Here is a 14733-nt window from a genome sequence, read left to right as displayed (position 1 = left end):
AGGAGCGGAGAACATGCCACAGATCAGTGTCCGGGAACGACTGGTCGACAACGCAGAGGACGTCTTCCGCCGCAAGGGGTTCACCGGTGCGAGCATCCAGGACGTCACCGAGGCGGCAGGTGTGCCGAAGGGGTCCTTCTACAACCACTTCCGCAGTAAGCAGGACCTCGCCGTGGAGATCGTCCTGCGCTACGCGCGTGCCACCGACCACTCGTCCCTGGAGGGTCATGGCCCCGCTCTGGAACGCCTGCGGGGACACCTGACCGCGCAGGTCGAGCGTATCCGCGGCTCCGGAATCGAGTTCGGGTGCCTGCTCGGCACGTTGGCCAGTGACGGCGCCAACGCCGGCGAGAGGGTCCGTGAGGCGGTCCGGGAGGCCCTGGACGGCTGGACGGACGCGATGACCGCCACGATCGCGGACGGTCAGGCCTCAGGCGAGATCACCAGCGCCTGGTCCGCCGCCGCCCTGGCCGCCTTCCTGCTCGACCTCTTCGAAGGCGCGGCGCTGCGGGCCAGGACAGCGGCCGATCACACGCACTTCGCGGAGGAGATGAGCATCGCCCTCGAAGCGCTGCGCCCCTGACGACCGAGACGCACGACGACGTACGCCGTACCGCAGGAGCACGGCACGGCGACGCGTGGAACGGGACGAGAACGAGACGGGGGTGGGAACGGGGACAAGCGGCGGGACCGATCGCTCCGTCACCCCAAGAACGCGGCTGTCACGCCTTGATGGCGTTGAGGGCCAGGTTGAGGGAGCGCATGGCCGCGTCCTCGTCCCGGGTCGCCTTGCCACGCAGGCCCGCGCCCTCGAACGCGTCGATCAGGAAGGCGGCGAGGTCACTCGCGGGTTCCTGGGATGTGATCTCCCCGGACCGCTGGCCCTCCTCGATCACCGGAGCCAGTACGCCGACCCACGCGGCGAGGCTGCGGCGAACGACCGTCCCGACCTCGTCGCCGACCGTGGGTCCCTCGCTCGCCATGGTCATCAGCAGGCATCCGTACTCGACGCCGGTGGAGCTGGTACGCGAGGCCTGGGCGGCGAAGTGCGCGCGCAGCCGCTCCACCGCCGAGAGGCCCTCGCCGGCGAGCATGGTCACATCCGTCCCGCGGCTGTAGCGGCGGACGATCTCGGCGGCGAGTTCCTGCTTGCTCTTGAAGTGGTTGTAGAAGGACCCCTTCGGCACACCCGCGGCATTGGTGATGTCCGCGACGCTGGCGCCATTGAAGCCCTGACGACGGAACACGGTCTCCGCGTGTTCGATCAGCTTTCCTCTGACGCTCACCTGAGGCATGGCATCAATATGGCCGGTCTGCTTGAGATTGTCAAAACCCGAAGTGCCCGCGCGGGCGCTCCGGGACATGCCGATTCGGCATGAGGCGATGACACATCCGTCTTGGACGGCCCGCTCCGCTCTCTGCTCGAATGTCACCCGAACTGAGCGGAAGCGAGGAGAGCAGTGACTTCCCTGTCCGGCAACATCACATCCCCCGTCCTGAGGGACCCCGACACCCAGGAGGCGGTGCGGTTCCTCGGCGGTCTCGTACGGATGCGGGCGCGGGCCGCCGACACCGCGGGCGCCTACGCGCTGCTGGAGCACACCGGTGAACGCGGCTACATGTCGCCGCTGCACCTGCACGAGTCCGACGAGGAAACATTTCTCATCCTGGACGGCACGCTGCGGGTGGAGGTCGGCAACGAGGTGCGGAGCGTGGGCGCGGGCGGGCTCGCGCTGCTGCCGCGCGGGCTGGCGCACGGCTTCGTCGTGACCTCCCCGACGGCCCGCTTCCTGACGCTGCACACTCCGGGCGGAGGTTTCGACGCGTTCGTGGCGGACGTGGGTGTGCCGTTCGACGGAACCGTGCCGCCGGAGGCCGGACCGGGCCCCGACCCGGAGGAGCTGACCCGGCTCGCCGCCGCGCACGGCATCCAGATCGTCGGCCCGCCGCTGCTGCCCTGACACGCTCTGAGGAGGGCGCTGTCCGCGTTGACTTCTAAGACGACCAGTCATATTGTCACACGCAGAGGTCGACCGCCCTCCTCGCCACACCGTCATCACACCGCCCGAGCCCCGGCCGCAGCGGTCGCAGAGAGGAAGAACGCCGTGTTCGAACGCATCCTGGTGGCCATCGATCCCAGTGCCGCCCGGAAGACGGCACTCCTGATGGCCGGCGAGCTGGCCCGCCCGGCGAACGCGACGGTCCACGTGCTTCACGTCGTGACGTCCATGGTCGCCGGCGACACCGTCGTGAAGCTGGAGCAGGAGGACCAGGGCGAGGCGATCCTGGAGGAGGCCCTGGCCACCCTCCGCGGCCTCGGTGTGGAGGCGGAGGGACACCTGGCGCACAGCCTGACGAACCAGGTTTCCTCCGTCATCTCCGCCGCGGCCGAGGACTTCAAGGCGGACCTGCTGGTCGTCAGCCCCCACCACCGTGGCGCGGTCGCGGCCTTCTTCAACCCCCGGGTCAGTGACGCCGTCGCGCACGCCAACGGGATCGCCGTCCTGCTGGCTCCCGAGGGGACGCTTCCCGGCCAGTAGCACCGAACGGTTCCCGGCGCTGCGTCGCAGCAGACGCCGGAAGACAGCACAGTCGAATGCGCCTTCCGGTACGGTGCCGACGATCCACTCGCCGTGCGCCTTGAGCTGCGTGTGTCCGCGACCTCACCGTGAGCACCTCACCGGCGCGGGAGCCCCACATGTGCATCGAGACGTGTACTGCGCTGAGGCCCGCGACGCACACATGTCGATATACGTGCGCGGTAACTTGACGAAACCATCAAGGACGACGCGTTTCTCCTGAGGAGTTGGACATGACATCGCTCGAAAACGCAGTGGTCCTTGTCACCGGCGGCGGCCGAGGGCTGGGGCGCGCACTGGTCGAAGAGGTGCTGGCGCGTGGCGCGGCCAAGGTGTACGCCACGGCACGGGACCCCCGCTCGGTGACCAACCCGGACGTCGTGCCGCTGGCGTTGGAGGTCACCGATCCCGCGTCGGTGGCCGCGGCGGCCGAGCAGGCGAAGGACGTCACCGTACTCGTCAACAACGCGGGCGTCTCGGTGCAGGCGTCGTTCCTGACCTCGCCGGTCGAGGACATCCGGCGCGAGTTCGAGACGAACTTCTACGGCCCCTTGCAGGTCACCCGCGCCTTCGTGCCGATCATCGAGGCCAACGGCGGCGGCCACGTCCTCAACGTCCACTCCGTCCTGTCCTGGATCGGGGTCGCCGGTTCCTACAGCGCGTCCAAGGCGGCCCTGTGGTCGCAGACGAACTCCCTGCGGCTGGAGCTGAAGCCGCGCGGCATCGGTGTGACGGGTCTGCACGTCGGGTACGTCGACACCGACATGGCGGCGGACGTCGACGCGCCCAAGTCCAGCCCGAAGGATGTCGCCGCGCTCGCCATCGGCGGAGTCGAGTCCGGAGCGTACGAGGTGCTCGCCGACGACCTGTCGCGGCGCGTCAAGGCGGGCCTGGCCGCGGACATCGAGACCCTGTACCCGCAACTCGTGAAGTGACGCGCGCGGGCCGTCGGGCCCCCCCGGGGGGGTGCCGACACGTCGGCAACGGCCGCTGACGTGCCGAGCTCCTTCGCCGACCCCGCCGCCGGCCCGTTTTCCGCCTCCTCAACCGCCCGGTGAGGCTTCCGCCATGCTCGACATCATCCGCCCCGACGACCGGCGCTACGCGGATCTGCGGCACGTCTACACCGCCACCGGCGCCCCGGCGGCGGTGGTGCGACCCCGATCGACGGCGGAGGTGGCGGAGGCGCTGGGTTTCGCCCGGGACGCGGAGGGTCCCTTGTCCATCCGCAGTGGTGGCCACGGAATCAGCAGCGTTTCCACGAATCAGCACGGCACCGTCATCGATCTGAGCCGGCTGGACACGATCGAGCGGGTCGGCACCGACAGCGATCTCGTCCGCATCGGTCCTGGGGCCCGCTGGGGCGAGGTCGCCGCGGCGCTGTATCCCTGGGGGCTGGCCATCAGTTCGGGCGACTCCGGGGACGTCGGCGTCGGCGGCCTGGCGACCGCCGGCGGCATCGGGCTGATGGGCCGGGCGCACGGACTGACCATCGACCGCGTCACAGCGGTGGAGCTGGTCACCTCGGACGGCAGCGTCCTCGCACTGGACAGTGAGCGGCACCCGGATCTCTTCTGGGCCGTGCGCGGGGCCGGGGCCAACCTGGGCATCGTCACCTCCCTGGAGTTCCGTGCCTCGCGCACACCCGTGGTCGCCCGGGCGACACTCCAGTACCGCGTGGACCGCCTCGCGCCCTTCCTGCGGGCCTGGGGAGAGACGGTGGAGGCCGCCCCCCGGGAGATCTCCGCCTTCCTCTACCTCATGGGTGGCGGGTTCGCCCTGGCGACCGTGGTCCACGCCGGGGACGATCCGGCCGTGGCCGGACGTGATCTGACTCCCTTCCTGAGCGTCGCGCCGCTGGTCGGGCGGCGTGCGGAACTCCTGCCGTACGCCGCCGTGGTGACCGCGGCACGGGCACCCCACCGGGGCCGGCAGGGCGGTCGCACACACAGCGGCCTGGCCGTCCACCTCGACGGAGAACTCAGCGAGCGGCTCGAAGGTCTGGCCCGTGCCGGGTTCGGCGAGCTGCTGCAGATCCGTTCCGTGGGCGGTGCCGTCAACGATGTGCCGGCCGATGCCACGGCCTACGCCCACCGGCACCAGAACTTCTCGATCACGGCCGTGGCGCCGTACGCGTCCCCGGAATTCGACGAGGCCTGGGCGGCGGTGCACCCTTCGCTCGACGGTCTGTACCTCAGCTTCGAGTCGGCGTTCACCCCGGAACGACTCGCCGAGGCGTATCCGGGCACGACCCTCCAACGGCTCCGCGACATCAAGAGGCGGATCGATCCCGGCAACGTGTTCCACCAGAACTTCCCCGTGGCCGGCGTTCCGGCCGACAACGGTGCGGGAGTGTGAGCTCATGGCCGCCCGCACCGTCACCCGCTGACCGCGCACAGCCCGGCCGCATGAGCCCCTGACCTCGGCCGCCCGCCCGCACAGGCCCCGCTGGGAAACCGCCCGGCGGGGCTCCGGGCTGTCCGGACCTCCTCACCCGGCACACGGCACGGCACTTCTGTGCGGCATCTCTCGTGATCCCGTGCGCCCGCGCATCAGACAGATCTGTCTAGTATGGAGTCGGTACATCTACCAGACCGAGAGTGAGAGCCATGAGAAGCACGACGCAGCGACCCGCCACCGAGGGCGCCTCGGTCAGGCGGTCCCCCACGCACGGAGCCCCGCGCCGCAGGGGCCTCGGGCCCCTCGCCTCCCTCGGGCTGCTGTCCTCGATCCTCGTGTCGCTGCTGGCCTCATCCAGTGCGCCGACCCCCCTCTACGCGCTCTACCAGGCGCGCTGGGGGTTCTCGCCCATCACCGTCACCGTCGTTTTCGGCGTCTACGCGGTGGCCGTGCTGGTCGCCCTCCTGGTCTTCGGCAAGATCTCCGACCACGTGGGCCGACGGCCGGTGCTGTTCATGGCCCTGATCGGGCAGACGGCGGCCATGGCCGCGTTCATCTCCGCCGGTGGCGTGGACGCGCTGCTGGCCGCCCGCGTCGTCCAGGGGCTGAGCACCGGGGCGGCGGTCGGCGCGCTCGGTGCCGCGATGCTCGACCTCGACGCGGGCCGGGGCGGTTTCCTCAACTCCTTCGCGCCCACGGTCGGGACCGCGAGCGGTGCCTTGGTCGCCGGGCTGATCGTGCAGTACCTGCCGGCCCCGACGCACCTGGTCTACTACGTGCTCCTCGCTGTGTTCGTCCTCCAGGCGCTGGCCCTGACCGGCTTGAACGAGACGGTCAGCCGCAAGCCGGGCGCGCTGGCCAGCATGGCCCCCGAGTTCAAGCTGCCCCGGTCCGCCCGCGCGCCGATGGCCGTCGCCGCGCCGGTGATGTTCGCGGTGTGGGCCCTGACCGGCCTGTACGGCGCGCTCGGGCCGGCCCTCGCCCGGACCCTGGTGCACTCCACCTCCGTGGTGTGGGGCGGGCTGCCCCTGTTCGTGCTCGCCGGCTCGGCCGGTCTGGCCGTCGTCCTGCTGCGCGGGACGGCGACGCAGAGCGTCATGCTGATCGGCATCGGCTCGCTGGTCACCGGCGTGGTGATCACCCTGGTGTCCATCGCCTCAGGAACCGGCGGCACCCCTTCCGTGATCGGGTTCTTCATCGGCGGCTCGATATCCGGTTTCGGCTTCGGCAGCGGGTTCCAGGGGGGTATCCGGCTGGTCATGCCGCGCGTGGAGCCGCACGAGCGAGCCGGGGTGCTGTCCCTTCTGTACGTCGTGTGCTACCTGGGGCTGGGTGTGCCGGCGGTGATCGGCGGAGTCCTGGTCGTGCACGGCGGCGGCCTGGTGCGCACGTCCCGGGAGTACGGCATCGCCGTCATCGTGCTGGCCCTCGCGGCGCTGACCGCTCTGGTGCTCAACGACCGCCGGGCGGAGCGGGTGGCAGTCGTACGCCCGGAAGCCGGCCGCGCCCCCGAGGCGGCACCCCTGGCACAGAGCACCTGCCAGGGGTGAGAAGGCGTCCGCGCTACAATAGACAGGTCTGTCTGAGAGGGTGGTGGCCATGGCGGCCAGGAGCGCGACCAAGGTGTCCGCGCGTGAGCGCTTGCTCGAAGCGGCTGACGAGCTCTTCTACCAGCAGGGCGTGCAGACGGTCGGCATCGACCGGGTCATCGAGCATGCCGGTGTGGCGAAGGCGTCCCTCTACAACACCTTCGGGAGCAAGGAAGGGCTTGTCTGCGCCTACCTGGACCAGCGCTTCGAGCGCGTGCGGAACCGGGTCACCCGGACCCTGACACGTTTCCGCACCCCCCGTGAGCAGATCCTCGGTGTGTTCGACGCGCTGGGCGAGGCGTTCACCGACCCGGAGTACAACGGGTGCGCGTTCGTCCGGGCCAGCGCCGAGACGGCCGAGGACAGTGCCATCCGCCGTACCGCCGAGAACTACCGGTCCTGGGTGCGTGAGCTGTTCACCGAACTGGCCGCCGCGTGCGGGTACGCCGAGCCGGAGGAGCTGGCCCGACAGCTCCAGTTGCTCTACGACGGTGCGGGTCAGGCCGCGCGGATGGATCGTGATCCCTCCGCCGCCACGACCGCCCGCGGTGCGGCGGCGTCCCTGCTCGACGCGGCGCCGCTCGCTCGCTGAGGTGGAGCCGCTGTTCTCCGAGCGCGTTCCCCCATGAGCCCGGCCGCTCGGTACGCCCTTCGGCGACCCGCCCGCACGGCCGTCACCGATGTGCTCACGCACAACCGGCAGTTCACGTGGATGTCCCTGCGGGCCGTCGACGATCACCTGCGGTGGGCACGTCCGCGGCCTGCTGACGGTGGAGGCACCGGCCGCCGCGTGGACCCGGCGGGCGGGTTCGTCCTCGACATGACGGTCACCCCGTACGGGCGGGAGGGGTGACCCCGGACCGCCCGGGGCCACCCCTGCCTTCACCGCGCGGAGTGCGTCAGCCGAGGTTGCGCACCTTGATGCTGTGGATGCCGCGGCCGTGGGTGGCCGCGTACAGGGTGCTGCCGTCGGGGCTCAGCTTCAGCTGGAGCACGGCGACGGCCGGGAGGCTGCCGACCCGCTGCCACGTGGTGCGGCCGGGTGCGCGGTAGACGACGCCCAGGTCGGTGGCGACGGCGAGGCCGCCGTTCGGCGTGACCACCGCGGAGTCGGCCGGCACGTCGGGCAGGTCGGCGGAGATGTCCTTCCAGGTGGTTCCTCCGTCGGTGGACTCGAAGACGTGGCCGACGCCGGCGCCGGGTCCCTCGGTCCAGTGCCGGGAGAAGCCGTTGACCGTGAGGAAGACGTGGTCGGCGTTCTCCGGGTCGACGGCGAAGCCGCTGAGGTAGCGGTTGGGGACGGTCCCTTCCACGGGCAGGGTGATGTCGTGCCAGCCCGTGCCTCCCCCGGACTTCGTCCAGGAGGTGCCCCCCGCGTTGCCGACGGAGATGCCACGGGCGAAACCCTGGTTGTTGCAGGGCCCGCACCAGGCCACGTACACCTTGCCGCCCGAGGCCGCGACGGCGGTCGCCGTGCGGCCGGGGCCGAGGTCGTACACGCTCTTCCACTCGTCGCCGCTGCGGATGGCGTAGCCGTGGGTCTGCACCCAGACGTGCCGGCCGCCGGCGATCCACGTCGAGCTGTTCTTCATGTCGGCCGCGAGCGGGGCGATGAAGCGGGCCTCACCGGTGGCGTTGTCGGCCGGGGCGACGTTGTACGAGGTGGCCTTGCCCGGGTCGGTGACCCAGCCGCCGTCGTTGACCGCGCAGTTCTGGGTCACCTGGACGGCGAGGTAGACGTACTCCTCGGCGATGTCGCAGCCGTTGGCCGGGTCGGTCAACGTGTCGCCGCCATCGCCGCCGAAGTCGGAGCCCATGACCTTGTCGTCGGCGCGCAGGACGGACTGGCCGTTGTCCTGGAGGCCGCCCGTGACCGAGACGCCGCCGTGGTCGAGGTCCCTGCCGATGCCGACCGAGTAGTACTGGAGGGTGTCGATGGTGCCGTCGTTGAGGGAGGTCCAGTCGGTGGCGTGGCCGGAGGTGTCCTGCGAGCCGTTGACCGGGCGCTTGTAGACGCCGCCGTCGTTGCCGACGTACACGAAGCTCTTGCCGTGGTAGCGGCCGATCGCGACGCCGTGCTGGTCGGAGTGGGTGGTCTGGTGGCAGTCGCCGGTCTGCTCGGCCGGGTCGATGCTCCAGCAGGAGAAGGGGAAGTTCCAGTACGGTCCCACGGTCGACCAGGTGCCGCCGCCGTCCTTGGTCTCGTAGACCTCCTCCAGGCCCGCGTAGACGTGCTCCGGGTCGCTCGGGTCGACGGTGAGGAACTGATTGTACCAGGCCTGCACGCCCGGCATGTAACCGGCGGTGGTCAGCGCGGAACCGGAGGCCGCCAGGCCCTTGTAGTCGGCGACCTTCGTCCAGGGGCCGGTCGGCGAGCCGGATTCGGAGACGAAGATGCCTTCCAGGCCGCTGTCCGGGTTGGTGGCGAGCTGCTCCGGCGACTGGTCGACGGCGTAGTAGCGCGAGCCGTCGGCGGACCGGGCGAAGGTGACGTTGCCGACGTCGTCCGCGTCGGTCGGCAGGTCGCCGAAGCCGCTGGTGACACGGGTCCAGGTGCCGTTGACCCTGGTGTAGAAGCCGTTGTACTCGTCGCCGCTGCGCCAGCCGATCGCGAGCACGACCTTGCTCGGGTCCTTCGGGTCGATCGCGATGTCGTTGGCGATGTTCTTGTACGCGGCGTCGGGGTCGTCGTCCTTCGAACCGCCCGGCAGATAGTCGGGGTTGGGCGCGTACTCCAGCTTCCAGGCGCCCTTGAGCGTCTTCGTGGAGTGGCTCCACACGCCGGCGCTGGTCGCCGCCCACACCTTCCCGCCGCCGAAGCGCAGCTCGTGGATGGTGGTGGACTCCAGTTCGTCGCCGCCGACCCGGCCGCGGGCGGAGAAGGTGCCGTCGTGCGGGTCGGACAGGACGTAGACGCCGCTGCCGAGGTAGGCATCGGCATTGGTGGCCGCCTCGCCGGTGCCCAGCCACAGCCGTCCGGCGCCGTCGAGCGCGAGCGCGCCGGTGGACTGGGACGGCAGCTTGTCGCTGATCGGCTTCCAGTGGCCGCCGCCCCGCCCGGACCGCCAGACACCGCCGCCCGCGCTGCCCGCGTACACGTACCCGTCGTCGTCGGCGGCGATCGCGGCCATCCGGCCGGTCACCTTACCCGATCCGCCGCTGGAGTTGGAGTCGATGTCCCGGTAGCGGGAGTCGTCGGAGTCGTACGGCAGGCCGGTGACGTGGCGCCAGCTTCCGCCGGTGCGGGGCAGATGCGTGAGGCTGGACCAGGCGGCGCCGTACGCGCCGGGGGCGACGATGCCGGGCGAGGTGCGGGCCTCGGCGTACTGGTCCGCCCCCTCGGCTATCTCGTCCGCCTCGTTGCCGTCCTCGTCCTCGGCCCGCGCCTGCGGGCCGAGAGGCCGTATGGATGTGCCGCGTTCGGCGGCGAGCCGGGCGAGTACGCGCGCCCCGAAGGGCTTCTCGCTCTTGCCGGACGCGGCGCCCGCGGGTGTCGCGACGAGTGCGGCGGACGCGGTGATGGCGCAGATCGTGAGCCATCGTCTCTTACGGGTCGGTGCTGACACCAGGTCCTCCCAGAACGGGTGGTCGTACAGCCGTCGAGGAGAACCCGACCACCGGGAAGGAGAGGTGTCCGGAACTTGAGAAGCCTTTGACCAGAACCTGCCACACTACGACCCCGCGTCGGCGGTTCCGCACCGTCACGGGCGCCATCGCCGACGAGCGCTTCGGCCGGGTGGTCCGGCGCGGTACGGCGAAGGCCGCCCCCGAGTACGGCCACCCGGTGCACGTGGACGCCGTCGCGGACGTGGATGTCGAAGCCCGGTGTCGGGCATGGAGAACTCGGCCGGCCGCCCGTAGCGCAGGCGGCGGTGGAGCCGCATGTCCGGGCCGGCCGGGCTGATGAACCCGCCGGCGCGGAAGCGGTAGTGGTAGCGGTACTCGCGGGCCGGTTCGGGGGCCGCGGACGTGGCGCCGTCGGCAGCACCCGAACAGACCCACGCCGTAAGCACCTTGGTCCGTCGAACGGGAGGCCGGCGGTCCGCGGTGGGACTTCGGTCCCGTTCACGTGCGGCGTGACGGGGGGCCGCGCTGTCCGACCGGCACCGCGACCCCACCGACCGGTCCGGAAACCCGTGCCGTGGCTCTCGCGTGGTCAGGAGCCGACCCGGTCGCGTCGGCGCCGGCGGACAGCGGGCCGGTCGGTCCCGGTCCCGTTGCCGCCGGCGGCGGCGCGGGCCGGGCCGTCGGGCAGGGTGAAGGTGAAGACCGCCGTCACCGCCGCGATCGCCGCGAGGGCCAGATACGCGTGCTGGTACGCGCTGACGGGTGGTGCCGCGCCGGTGTCCGGCGGGGTGCCGAGGACGAGGGCCATGGTCACCGCCGCCGGCGCGAGCGCCCCGCCGGTCTGGCGTACGACGGTGTTCAGCATGGTGGCCTGCGCGAGGTCCGTCCGGTCGACGGTGGCCAGGGAGGCGACCGTGGTCGGTATGAAGAAGCAGCCGATGGCGGCCCCGAACAGGAACATGTAGCCCCGGAAGGTCCACAGGCCGGTGTCCGCGTCGCAGGTGGCGAGGAGCACCAGCACCGCGCTGACACCGGTCAGGCCGCAGCCGACGATCAGGCGCGGACCGACCCTGGCGTACAGGACGCCGACGATCTGCACGGTCAGCAGGACGCCGAACGCCTCGGGGAAGGTGGTCAGTCCCGACTCCAGCGCCGTACGGCCCTGGGCCTGCTGGAGGAAGAGGGGGCTCAGGTACAGGGCGCCCATGATGGGGACGAGGCCGACCAGATTGATCAGGTTGGTGTCCCGGAAGAGCCGGTCGGTGAACAGCCTGAGCCGCAGCAGGGGGTGAGCGGTGTGCAGTTCGACGGCGACGGCGGCGGCCAGCAGCACCGCGCCGAGGACGAGGGAGACGAGGACGGCGGCGGAGGTCCAGCCGCGGTTGGGTCCCTCGCTGACGCCGAACATCGCGCTGCCCAGCGCCCCCGCGCTCAGCAGCAGGCCCGGCAGGTCGAACCGGCCTGGCCGGCCGCCGCGGTCACCGGCCAGGAACAGGGCGCCGAACAGCACGGCCGGCAGGCCGACCGGCAGGTTGACGTAGAAGACCCACCGCCAGGACAGGTGGTCCACCAGCAGCCCGCCCAGCACGGGGGCCGCGGCCGGGGCGATCTGCTGCGGAATGATCATGTAGCGGGAGATGCGCACCTGCTCGGCGGAGGTGAACGTGCCGAACAGCAACGCGGTGGAGGCCGGGAAGAGGACGCCTGCCGACAGCCCCTGTACGGCACGGTAGGCGACGAGCTGGCCGAGTCCCGCCGCCGCCCCGCACAGCAGCGACGAGCCGAGGAAACCGGCCAGGGCGGTCAGCAGGACGCGTTTGCCGCCGAACCGCTCGACCAGCCAGGCCGAGGCCGGTATGGCCATGGCCAGGCAGACCGGATAGACGACGACCACGCCGTCCAACGCGGCGGTGGTCAGCCGGAACTGACGGGCGATCGAGGGCAGTGCCACCGTCGTGATCGCTCCGTCGACGATCGCGATGAACGTCACGCTGACGCACACGACGGGGACGACCAGACGCTGGCTGATGCGGGCGGGCGGTGCGGACAGCACGGAGTGACGTCGGCGCATATGCTGAGCATACGCACTATGTGCTTACTCAGCATATGGCTTCCATACTGCGGGACAGGGGAGACTGGGCACCATGGCAGTGCAGGGCAGCAGCGACATCCTGGTCGACGAGCTCTACGAGACGACGCACCGGCTACGGCAGTTCGTGGAGGCCCGGTTGCGGGAGAAGGGGGCCTCCGTGGCCCGGCTGCGCGCCATGCGCATGCTGGCCTGTGCTCCGAAGCCGCTGCGGATGCGGGACCTGAGCGAGATGGCGGGCATCGCGGCCCGTACCGCCACCACGATCGTGGACAGCCTGGAGCGCGACGGACTCGTGGAGCGGGTACGCCACCCCCAGGACCGGCGCGCCTTCCTGGTGCGGCTCACCGACGAGGGGCTGCGCTGCCACCGCGAGGCGGAGGAGATCGACCGCCTCGCCCTCGCCGAGGCGACCGCCGCCCTGAGCGCGGACGACCGCGCGCGACTGCGGGCGCTGCTGGGGCGCATCCGCGACCACACCGTCTGACGGCGTCGCCCCGACCGGGTGCGCGTAGCACGTGCCCTGGAGCGGCGGCTCGCCGGGCAGTCCGGTCGCCCGGCGGGAGGGCGGAATCCCGGTGCCCGATGGCCGGTGCCGGACGCCGTGCCGGCTGCGGTGCCCGCCCTGACCGCCGGTCAGCCGTCAGCCGGTCCGCCGGTACTGCCTCTCGCTCGCGCCGGCGGTCCCGTCCCGGAGTCGCCGGTTGCGGCACCCCGCGACGCCGACAGCGCCGTTGCCCCGCCGTACCGCCCCGGCCGCCCCGCCGTACCGCCCGGACGGCTATCCGTGGTGCGGGCCGGGGCGGGTGGTGTCGTTCGGGGTGGTGGCGGGTTTGGTGTGGAGGACCTCGCGGGCCTGTTCGGCGGCGCGGGTGATGCTCTCGCTGATGAAGTCGAGAAATCGGGCGATGTTCTCCAGGCGGGTGGCGGCGGGGGTGTGGGGCCCGAGGACGGTGACGCCCCGGCGGGCGGTTTCGACGAGCCGGTCGTTGGCGCGGGCGCTGGCGATCGTCGCCTGGTAGAAGAGTTCGTCGTCGACGACGTAGCGGTCGCGGCGGCGTTCGTCGCGTTCCCGGCGGACCAGGCTCTGGCCCTCCAGGAAGGTGATCGCCTTGGAGACGGACGCCGGGCTGACCTGGAGGCGCTGGGCGAGTTCGGACGCGGTGAGGCTGCCCGCGTCGGTGGTGAACAGGCAGGTCAGCACCCGGGCCGTCATCTTGGGCAGCCCGGAGGCCATGAGGACGGTGGTGAGCGCCTCCTCGTACTCGGCCACGGCCTCCGCGTCGCGTCCGTGTGACGGGGGGACCGACTGCGGGCCCCGGGAGGAGGCGGGCCTGCGCCGGCGTGCGCGGCGTTCGGTGGCGCGGTGGGCCAGTTCGGCGCGGTAGGCGGTGGGGCCGCCGTTGCGCATCACCTCACGGGTGATCGTGGAGGTCGGACGGCCGAGGCGCCGGGCGATCTCGGCGTAGGCGAGGCCGTCGGCCAGTCCCAGCGCGATCTGCTGGCGTTCCTGCTGAGTGAGCCTGCCTCCCGGCAACGGGGCCTCCTTCGGGGTCCTCCACGGCGGTTACCGGGCCCACCATAGCGTTCAGCTCTCCCTCATTGCAATGACAGCGGATGGGTGTCGTTGCGTTACCAGTGAGGCCGTTGCAACACTTTGACACACTCTACCTGCACAAACGCAGATCAGATGCAACAGGTACGTTGTCGGGAATTGGAAAGCAACGTAGCGTTTCCGTTGTCGGAAACAAGAACGAACACGGGAGAGCACGATGCAGAAGTTCGACACCGCCGCCCCGGTCACCGCCGTCGTCGACATCCCCGCCGGCCGCGTCCAGTTCATCGCCTCGGACCGCGCCGACACCACCGTCGAGATCCGGCCCGCCGACCCGTCCAAGGGCCGCGACGCCAAGGCCGCCGAGCAGACCACCGTCACCTACGCCGACGGCGTCCTGCGGATCACGGCACCGGCCGGCGGCAACCAGCTCTTCGGTCCCTCCGGCTCCCTGGAGGTCACCGTCCAGTTGCCCGCCGGCTCCGGCGTCGAGGGCAAGGCCGCCGGCGCCGAGTTCCGGGGCGTCGGACGCCTCGGCGACGTCGCCTTCGACGGGGCGTACCGCCGGATCAAGGTCGACGAGGCCGCGAGCGTCCGCCTCACCGCGCTCGACGGCGACGTGGAGGTCGGCCGGCTGAACGGTTCGGCGGACATCAGCACGGCCAGGGGCGACATCCGGATCAGCGAGGCCGCGCACGGGACGGTCGTGCTCCGCACCCAGTCCGGCGACATCTCGGTCACCGCCGCCGACGGCGTCTCGGCGACCCTGGACGCTGAGACCGGCCGCGGTCGCGTACACAACGCCCTCAGGAACGACGGCACCGCCGCACTGGACATCCGTGCCACCACCTCCCACGGTGACATCTCCGCTCGCAGCCTCTGAGGGAGCGGCGCCAGGACCGTCCGGCCGCCGCCGGGCACGGCGGAGGGCGGCGCCCGTGCCACGGCCCGGGC

The 14733-nt window shown here is 71.4% G+C and carries 14 protein-coding genes; 10 read left to right on the top strand and 4 right to left on the bottom strand.

What is annotated here, in order from left to right; all coding sequences use genetic code 11:
* The first annotated feature begins 13 nt into the window (after positions 1–13).
* Positions 14–583, top strand: a complete 570-nt coding sequence (locus AQJ11_RS34675) for a TetR/AcrR family transcriptional regulator (protein WP_014669395.1) — start codon at positions 14–16, stop codon at positions 581–583.
* 139 nt (positions 584–722) lie between these two features.
* Here the strand turns inward: AQJ11_RS34675 and AQJ11_RS34670 are convergent, their stop codons facing one another.
* Positions 723–1295 carry a TetR/AcrR family transcriptional regulator gene (locus tag AQJ11_RS34670; RefSeq protein ID WP_041664795.1) on the bottom strand — a complete coding sequence of 191 codons (573 nt, stop codon included), beginning with the start codon at positions 1293–1295 and terminating at the stop codon, positions 723–725.
* 165 nt (positions 1296–1460) lie between these two features.
* Between AQJ11_RS34670 and AQJ11_RS34665 the strand changes: the two genes are divergently transcribed.
* From AQJ11_RS34665 to AQJ11_RS34635, 7 genes are all read left to right on the top strand, one after another.
* A complete protein-coding gene (locus AQJ11_RS34665; protein WP_059265886.1) occupies positions 1461–1961 on the top strand; it encodes a cupin domain-containing protein in 501 nt (166 codons plus the stop codon).
* Positions 1962–2105: 144 nt separating this feature from the next.
* Positions 2106–2540, top strand: coding sequence for a universal stress protein (locus tag AQJ11_RS34660; protein ID WP_059265885.1), 435 nt, complete (start codon positions 2106–2108; stop codon positions 2538–2540).
* A 272-nt stretch (positions 2541–2812) separates the two neighbouring features.
* Positions 2813–3514 carry an SDR family oxidoreductase gene (locus AQJ11_RS34655; protein ID WP_041664794.1) on the top strand — a complete coding sequence of 234 codons (702 nt, stop codon included), beginning with the start codon at positions 2813–2815 and terminating at the stop codon, positions 3512–3514.
* 133 nt (positions 3515–3647) lie between these two features.
* Positions 3648–4937, top strand: a complete 1290-nt coding sequence (locus tag AQJ11_RS34650) for an FAD-binding oxidoreductase (RefSeq protein WP_059265884.1) — start codon at positions 3648–3650, stop codon at positions 4935–4937.
* Positions 4938–5188: 251 nt separating this feature from the next.
* Entirely contained in the window at positions 5189–6529 is a 1341-nt protein-coding gene (locus tag AQJ11_RS34645; protein ID WP_244218499.1) for an MFS transporter, read from the top strand.
* Positions 6530–6578: 49 nt separating this feature from the next.
* On the top strand, positions 6579–7160 hold the full coding sequence (locus AQJ11_RS34640) for a TetR/AcrR family transcriptional regulator (protein ID WP_244218498.1): 582 nt from the start codon (positions 6579–6581) through the stop codon (positions 7158–7160).
* Between the two features lie 33 nt (positions 7161–7193).
* On the top strand, positions 7194–7421 hold the full coding sequence (locus tag AQJ11_RS34635; protein WP_059265882.1) for a hypothetical protein: 228 nt from the start codon (positions 7194–7196) through the stop codon (positions 7419–7421).
* A 46-nt stretch (positions 7422–7467) separates the two neighbouring features.
* Here AQJ11_RS34635 and AQJ11_RS34630 read toward each other — a convergent pair whose 3' ends face one another.
* Together AQJ11_RS34630 and AQJ11_RS34625 are read right to left on the bottom strand one after the other, a co-directional pair.
* Complete coding sequence (locus tag AQJ11_RS34630) at positions 7468–10134, bottom strand: WD40/YVTN/BNR-like repeat-containing protein (RefSeq protein ID WP_059265881.1); 2667 nt, start codon at positions 10132–10134, stop codon at positions 7468–7470.
* Positions 10135–10724: 590 nt separating this feature from the next.
* Positions 10725–12188 carry a DHA2 family efflux MFS transporter permease subunit gene (locus AQJ11_RS34625; protein ID WP_059265998.1) on the bottom strand — a complete coding sequence of 488 codons (1464 nt, stop codon included), beginning with the start codon at positions 12186–12188 and terminating at the stop codon, positions 10725–10727.
* Between the two features lie 91 nt (positions 12189–12279).
* Here AQJ11_RS34625 and AQJ11_RS34620 point away from each other — a divergent pair, with 91 nt between their 5' ends.
* Complete coding sequence (locus tag AQJ11_RS34620; protein ID WP_014669384.1) at positions 12280–12711, top strand: MarR family winged helix-turn-helix transcriptional regulator; 432 nt, start codon at positions 12280–12282, stop codon at positions 12709–12711.
* Positions 12712–13005: 294 nt separating this feature from the next.
* Here AQJ11_RS34620 and AQJ11_RS34615 read toward each other — a convergent pair whose 3' ends face one another.
* The gene (locus AQJ11_RS34615) at positions 13006–13761 is read right to left on the bottom strand and encodes a helix-turn-helix domain-containing protein (RefSeq protein WP_059265880.1); all 756 of its coding nucleotides are present in this window, start codon (positions 13759–13761) and stop codon (positions 13006–13008) included.
* A gap of 235 nt (positions 13762–13996) precedes the next feature.
* Here AQJ11_RS34615 and AQJ11_RS34610 point away from each other — a divergent pair, with 235 nt between their 5' ends.
* Positions 13997–14662 carry a DUF4097 family beta strand repeat-containing protein gene (locus AQJ11_RS34610; protein WP_014669382.1) on the top strand — a complete coding sequence of 222 codons (666 nt, stop codon included), beginning with the start codon at positions 13997–13999 and terminating at the stop codon, positions 14660–14662.
* Positions 14663–14733 lie beyond the last annotated feature (71 nt).

Origin of the sequence: Streptomyces corchorusii (assembly GCF_001514055.1) — a bacterium.
Taxonomy (GTDB): domain Bacteria; phylum Actinomycetota; class Actinomycetes; order Streptomycetales; family Streptomycetaceae; genus Streptomyces; species Streptomyces olivaceoviridis.
This window is presented reverse-complemented; position numbering and strand designations above follow the sequence as displayed.

Excerpts from the sequence above, each read along its gene's own strand:
- AQJ11_RS34675 (WP_014669395.1), top strand. The coding sequence starts at position 14 with ATGCCACAGATCAGTGTCCGGGAACGACTGGTCGACAACGCAGAGGAC.
- AQJ11_RS34670 (WP_041664795.1), bottom strand. The coding sequence starts at position 1,295 with ATGCCTCAGGTGAGCGTCAGAGGAAAGCTGATCGAACACGCGGAGACC.
- AQJ11_RS34655 (WP_041664794.1), top strand. The coding sequence starts at position 2,813 with ATGACATCGCTCGAAAACGCAGTGGTCCTTGTCACCGGCGGCGGCCGA.
- AQJ11_RS34650 (WP_059265884.1), top strand. The coding sequence starts at position 3,648 with ATGCTCGACATCATCCGCCCCGACGACCGGCGCTACGCGGATCTGCGG.
- AQJ11_RS34645 (WP_244218499.1), top strand. The coding sequence starts at position 5,189 with ATGAGAAGCACGACGCAGCGACCCGCCACCGAGGGCGCCTCGGTCAGG.
- AQJ11_RS34640 (WP_244218498.1), top strand. The coding sequence starts at position 6,579 with ATGGCGGCCAGGAGCGCGACCAAGGTGTCCGCGCGTGAGCGCTTGCTC.
- AQJ11_RS34635 (WP_059265882.1), top strand. The coding sequence starts at position 7,194 with ATGAGCCCGGCCGCTCGGTACGCCCTTCGGCGACCCGCCCGCACGGCC.
- AQJ11_RS34620 (WP_014669384.1), top strand. The coding sequence starts at position 12,280 with ATGGCAGTGCAGGGCAGCAGCGACATCCTGGTCGACGAGCTCTACGAG.
- AQJ11_RS34610 (WP_014669382.1), top strand. The coding sequence starts at position 13,997 with ATGCAGAAGTTCGACACCGCCGCCCCGGTCACCGCCGTCGTCGACATC.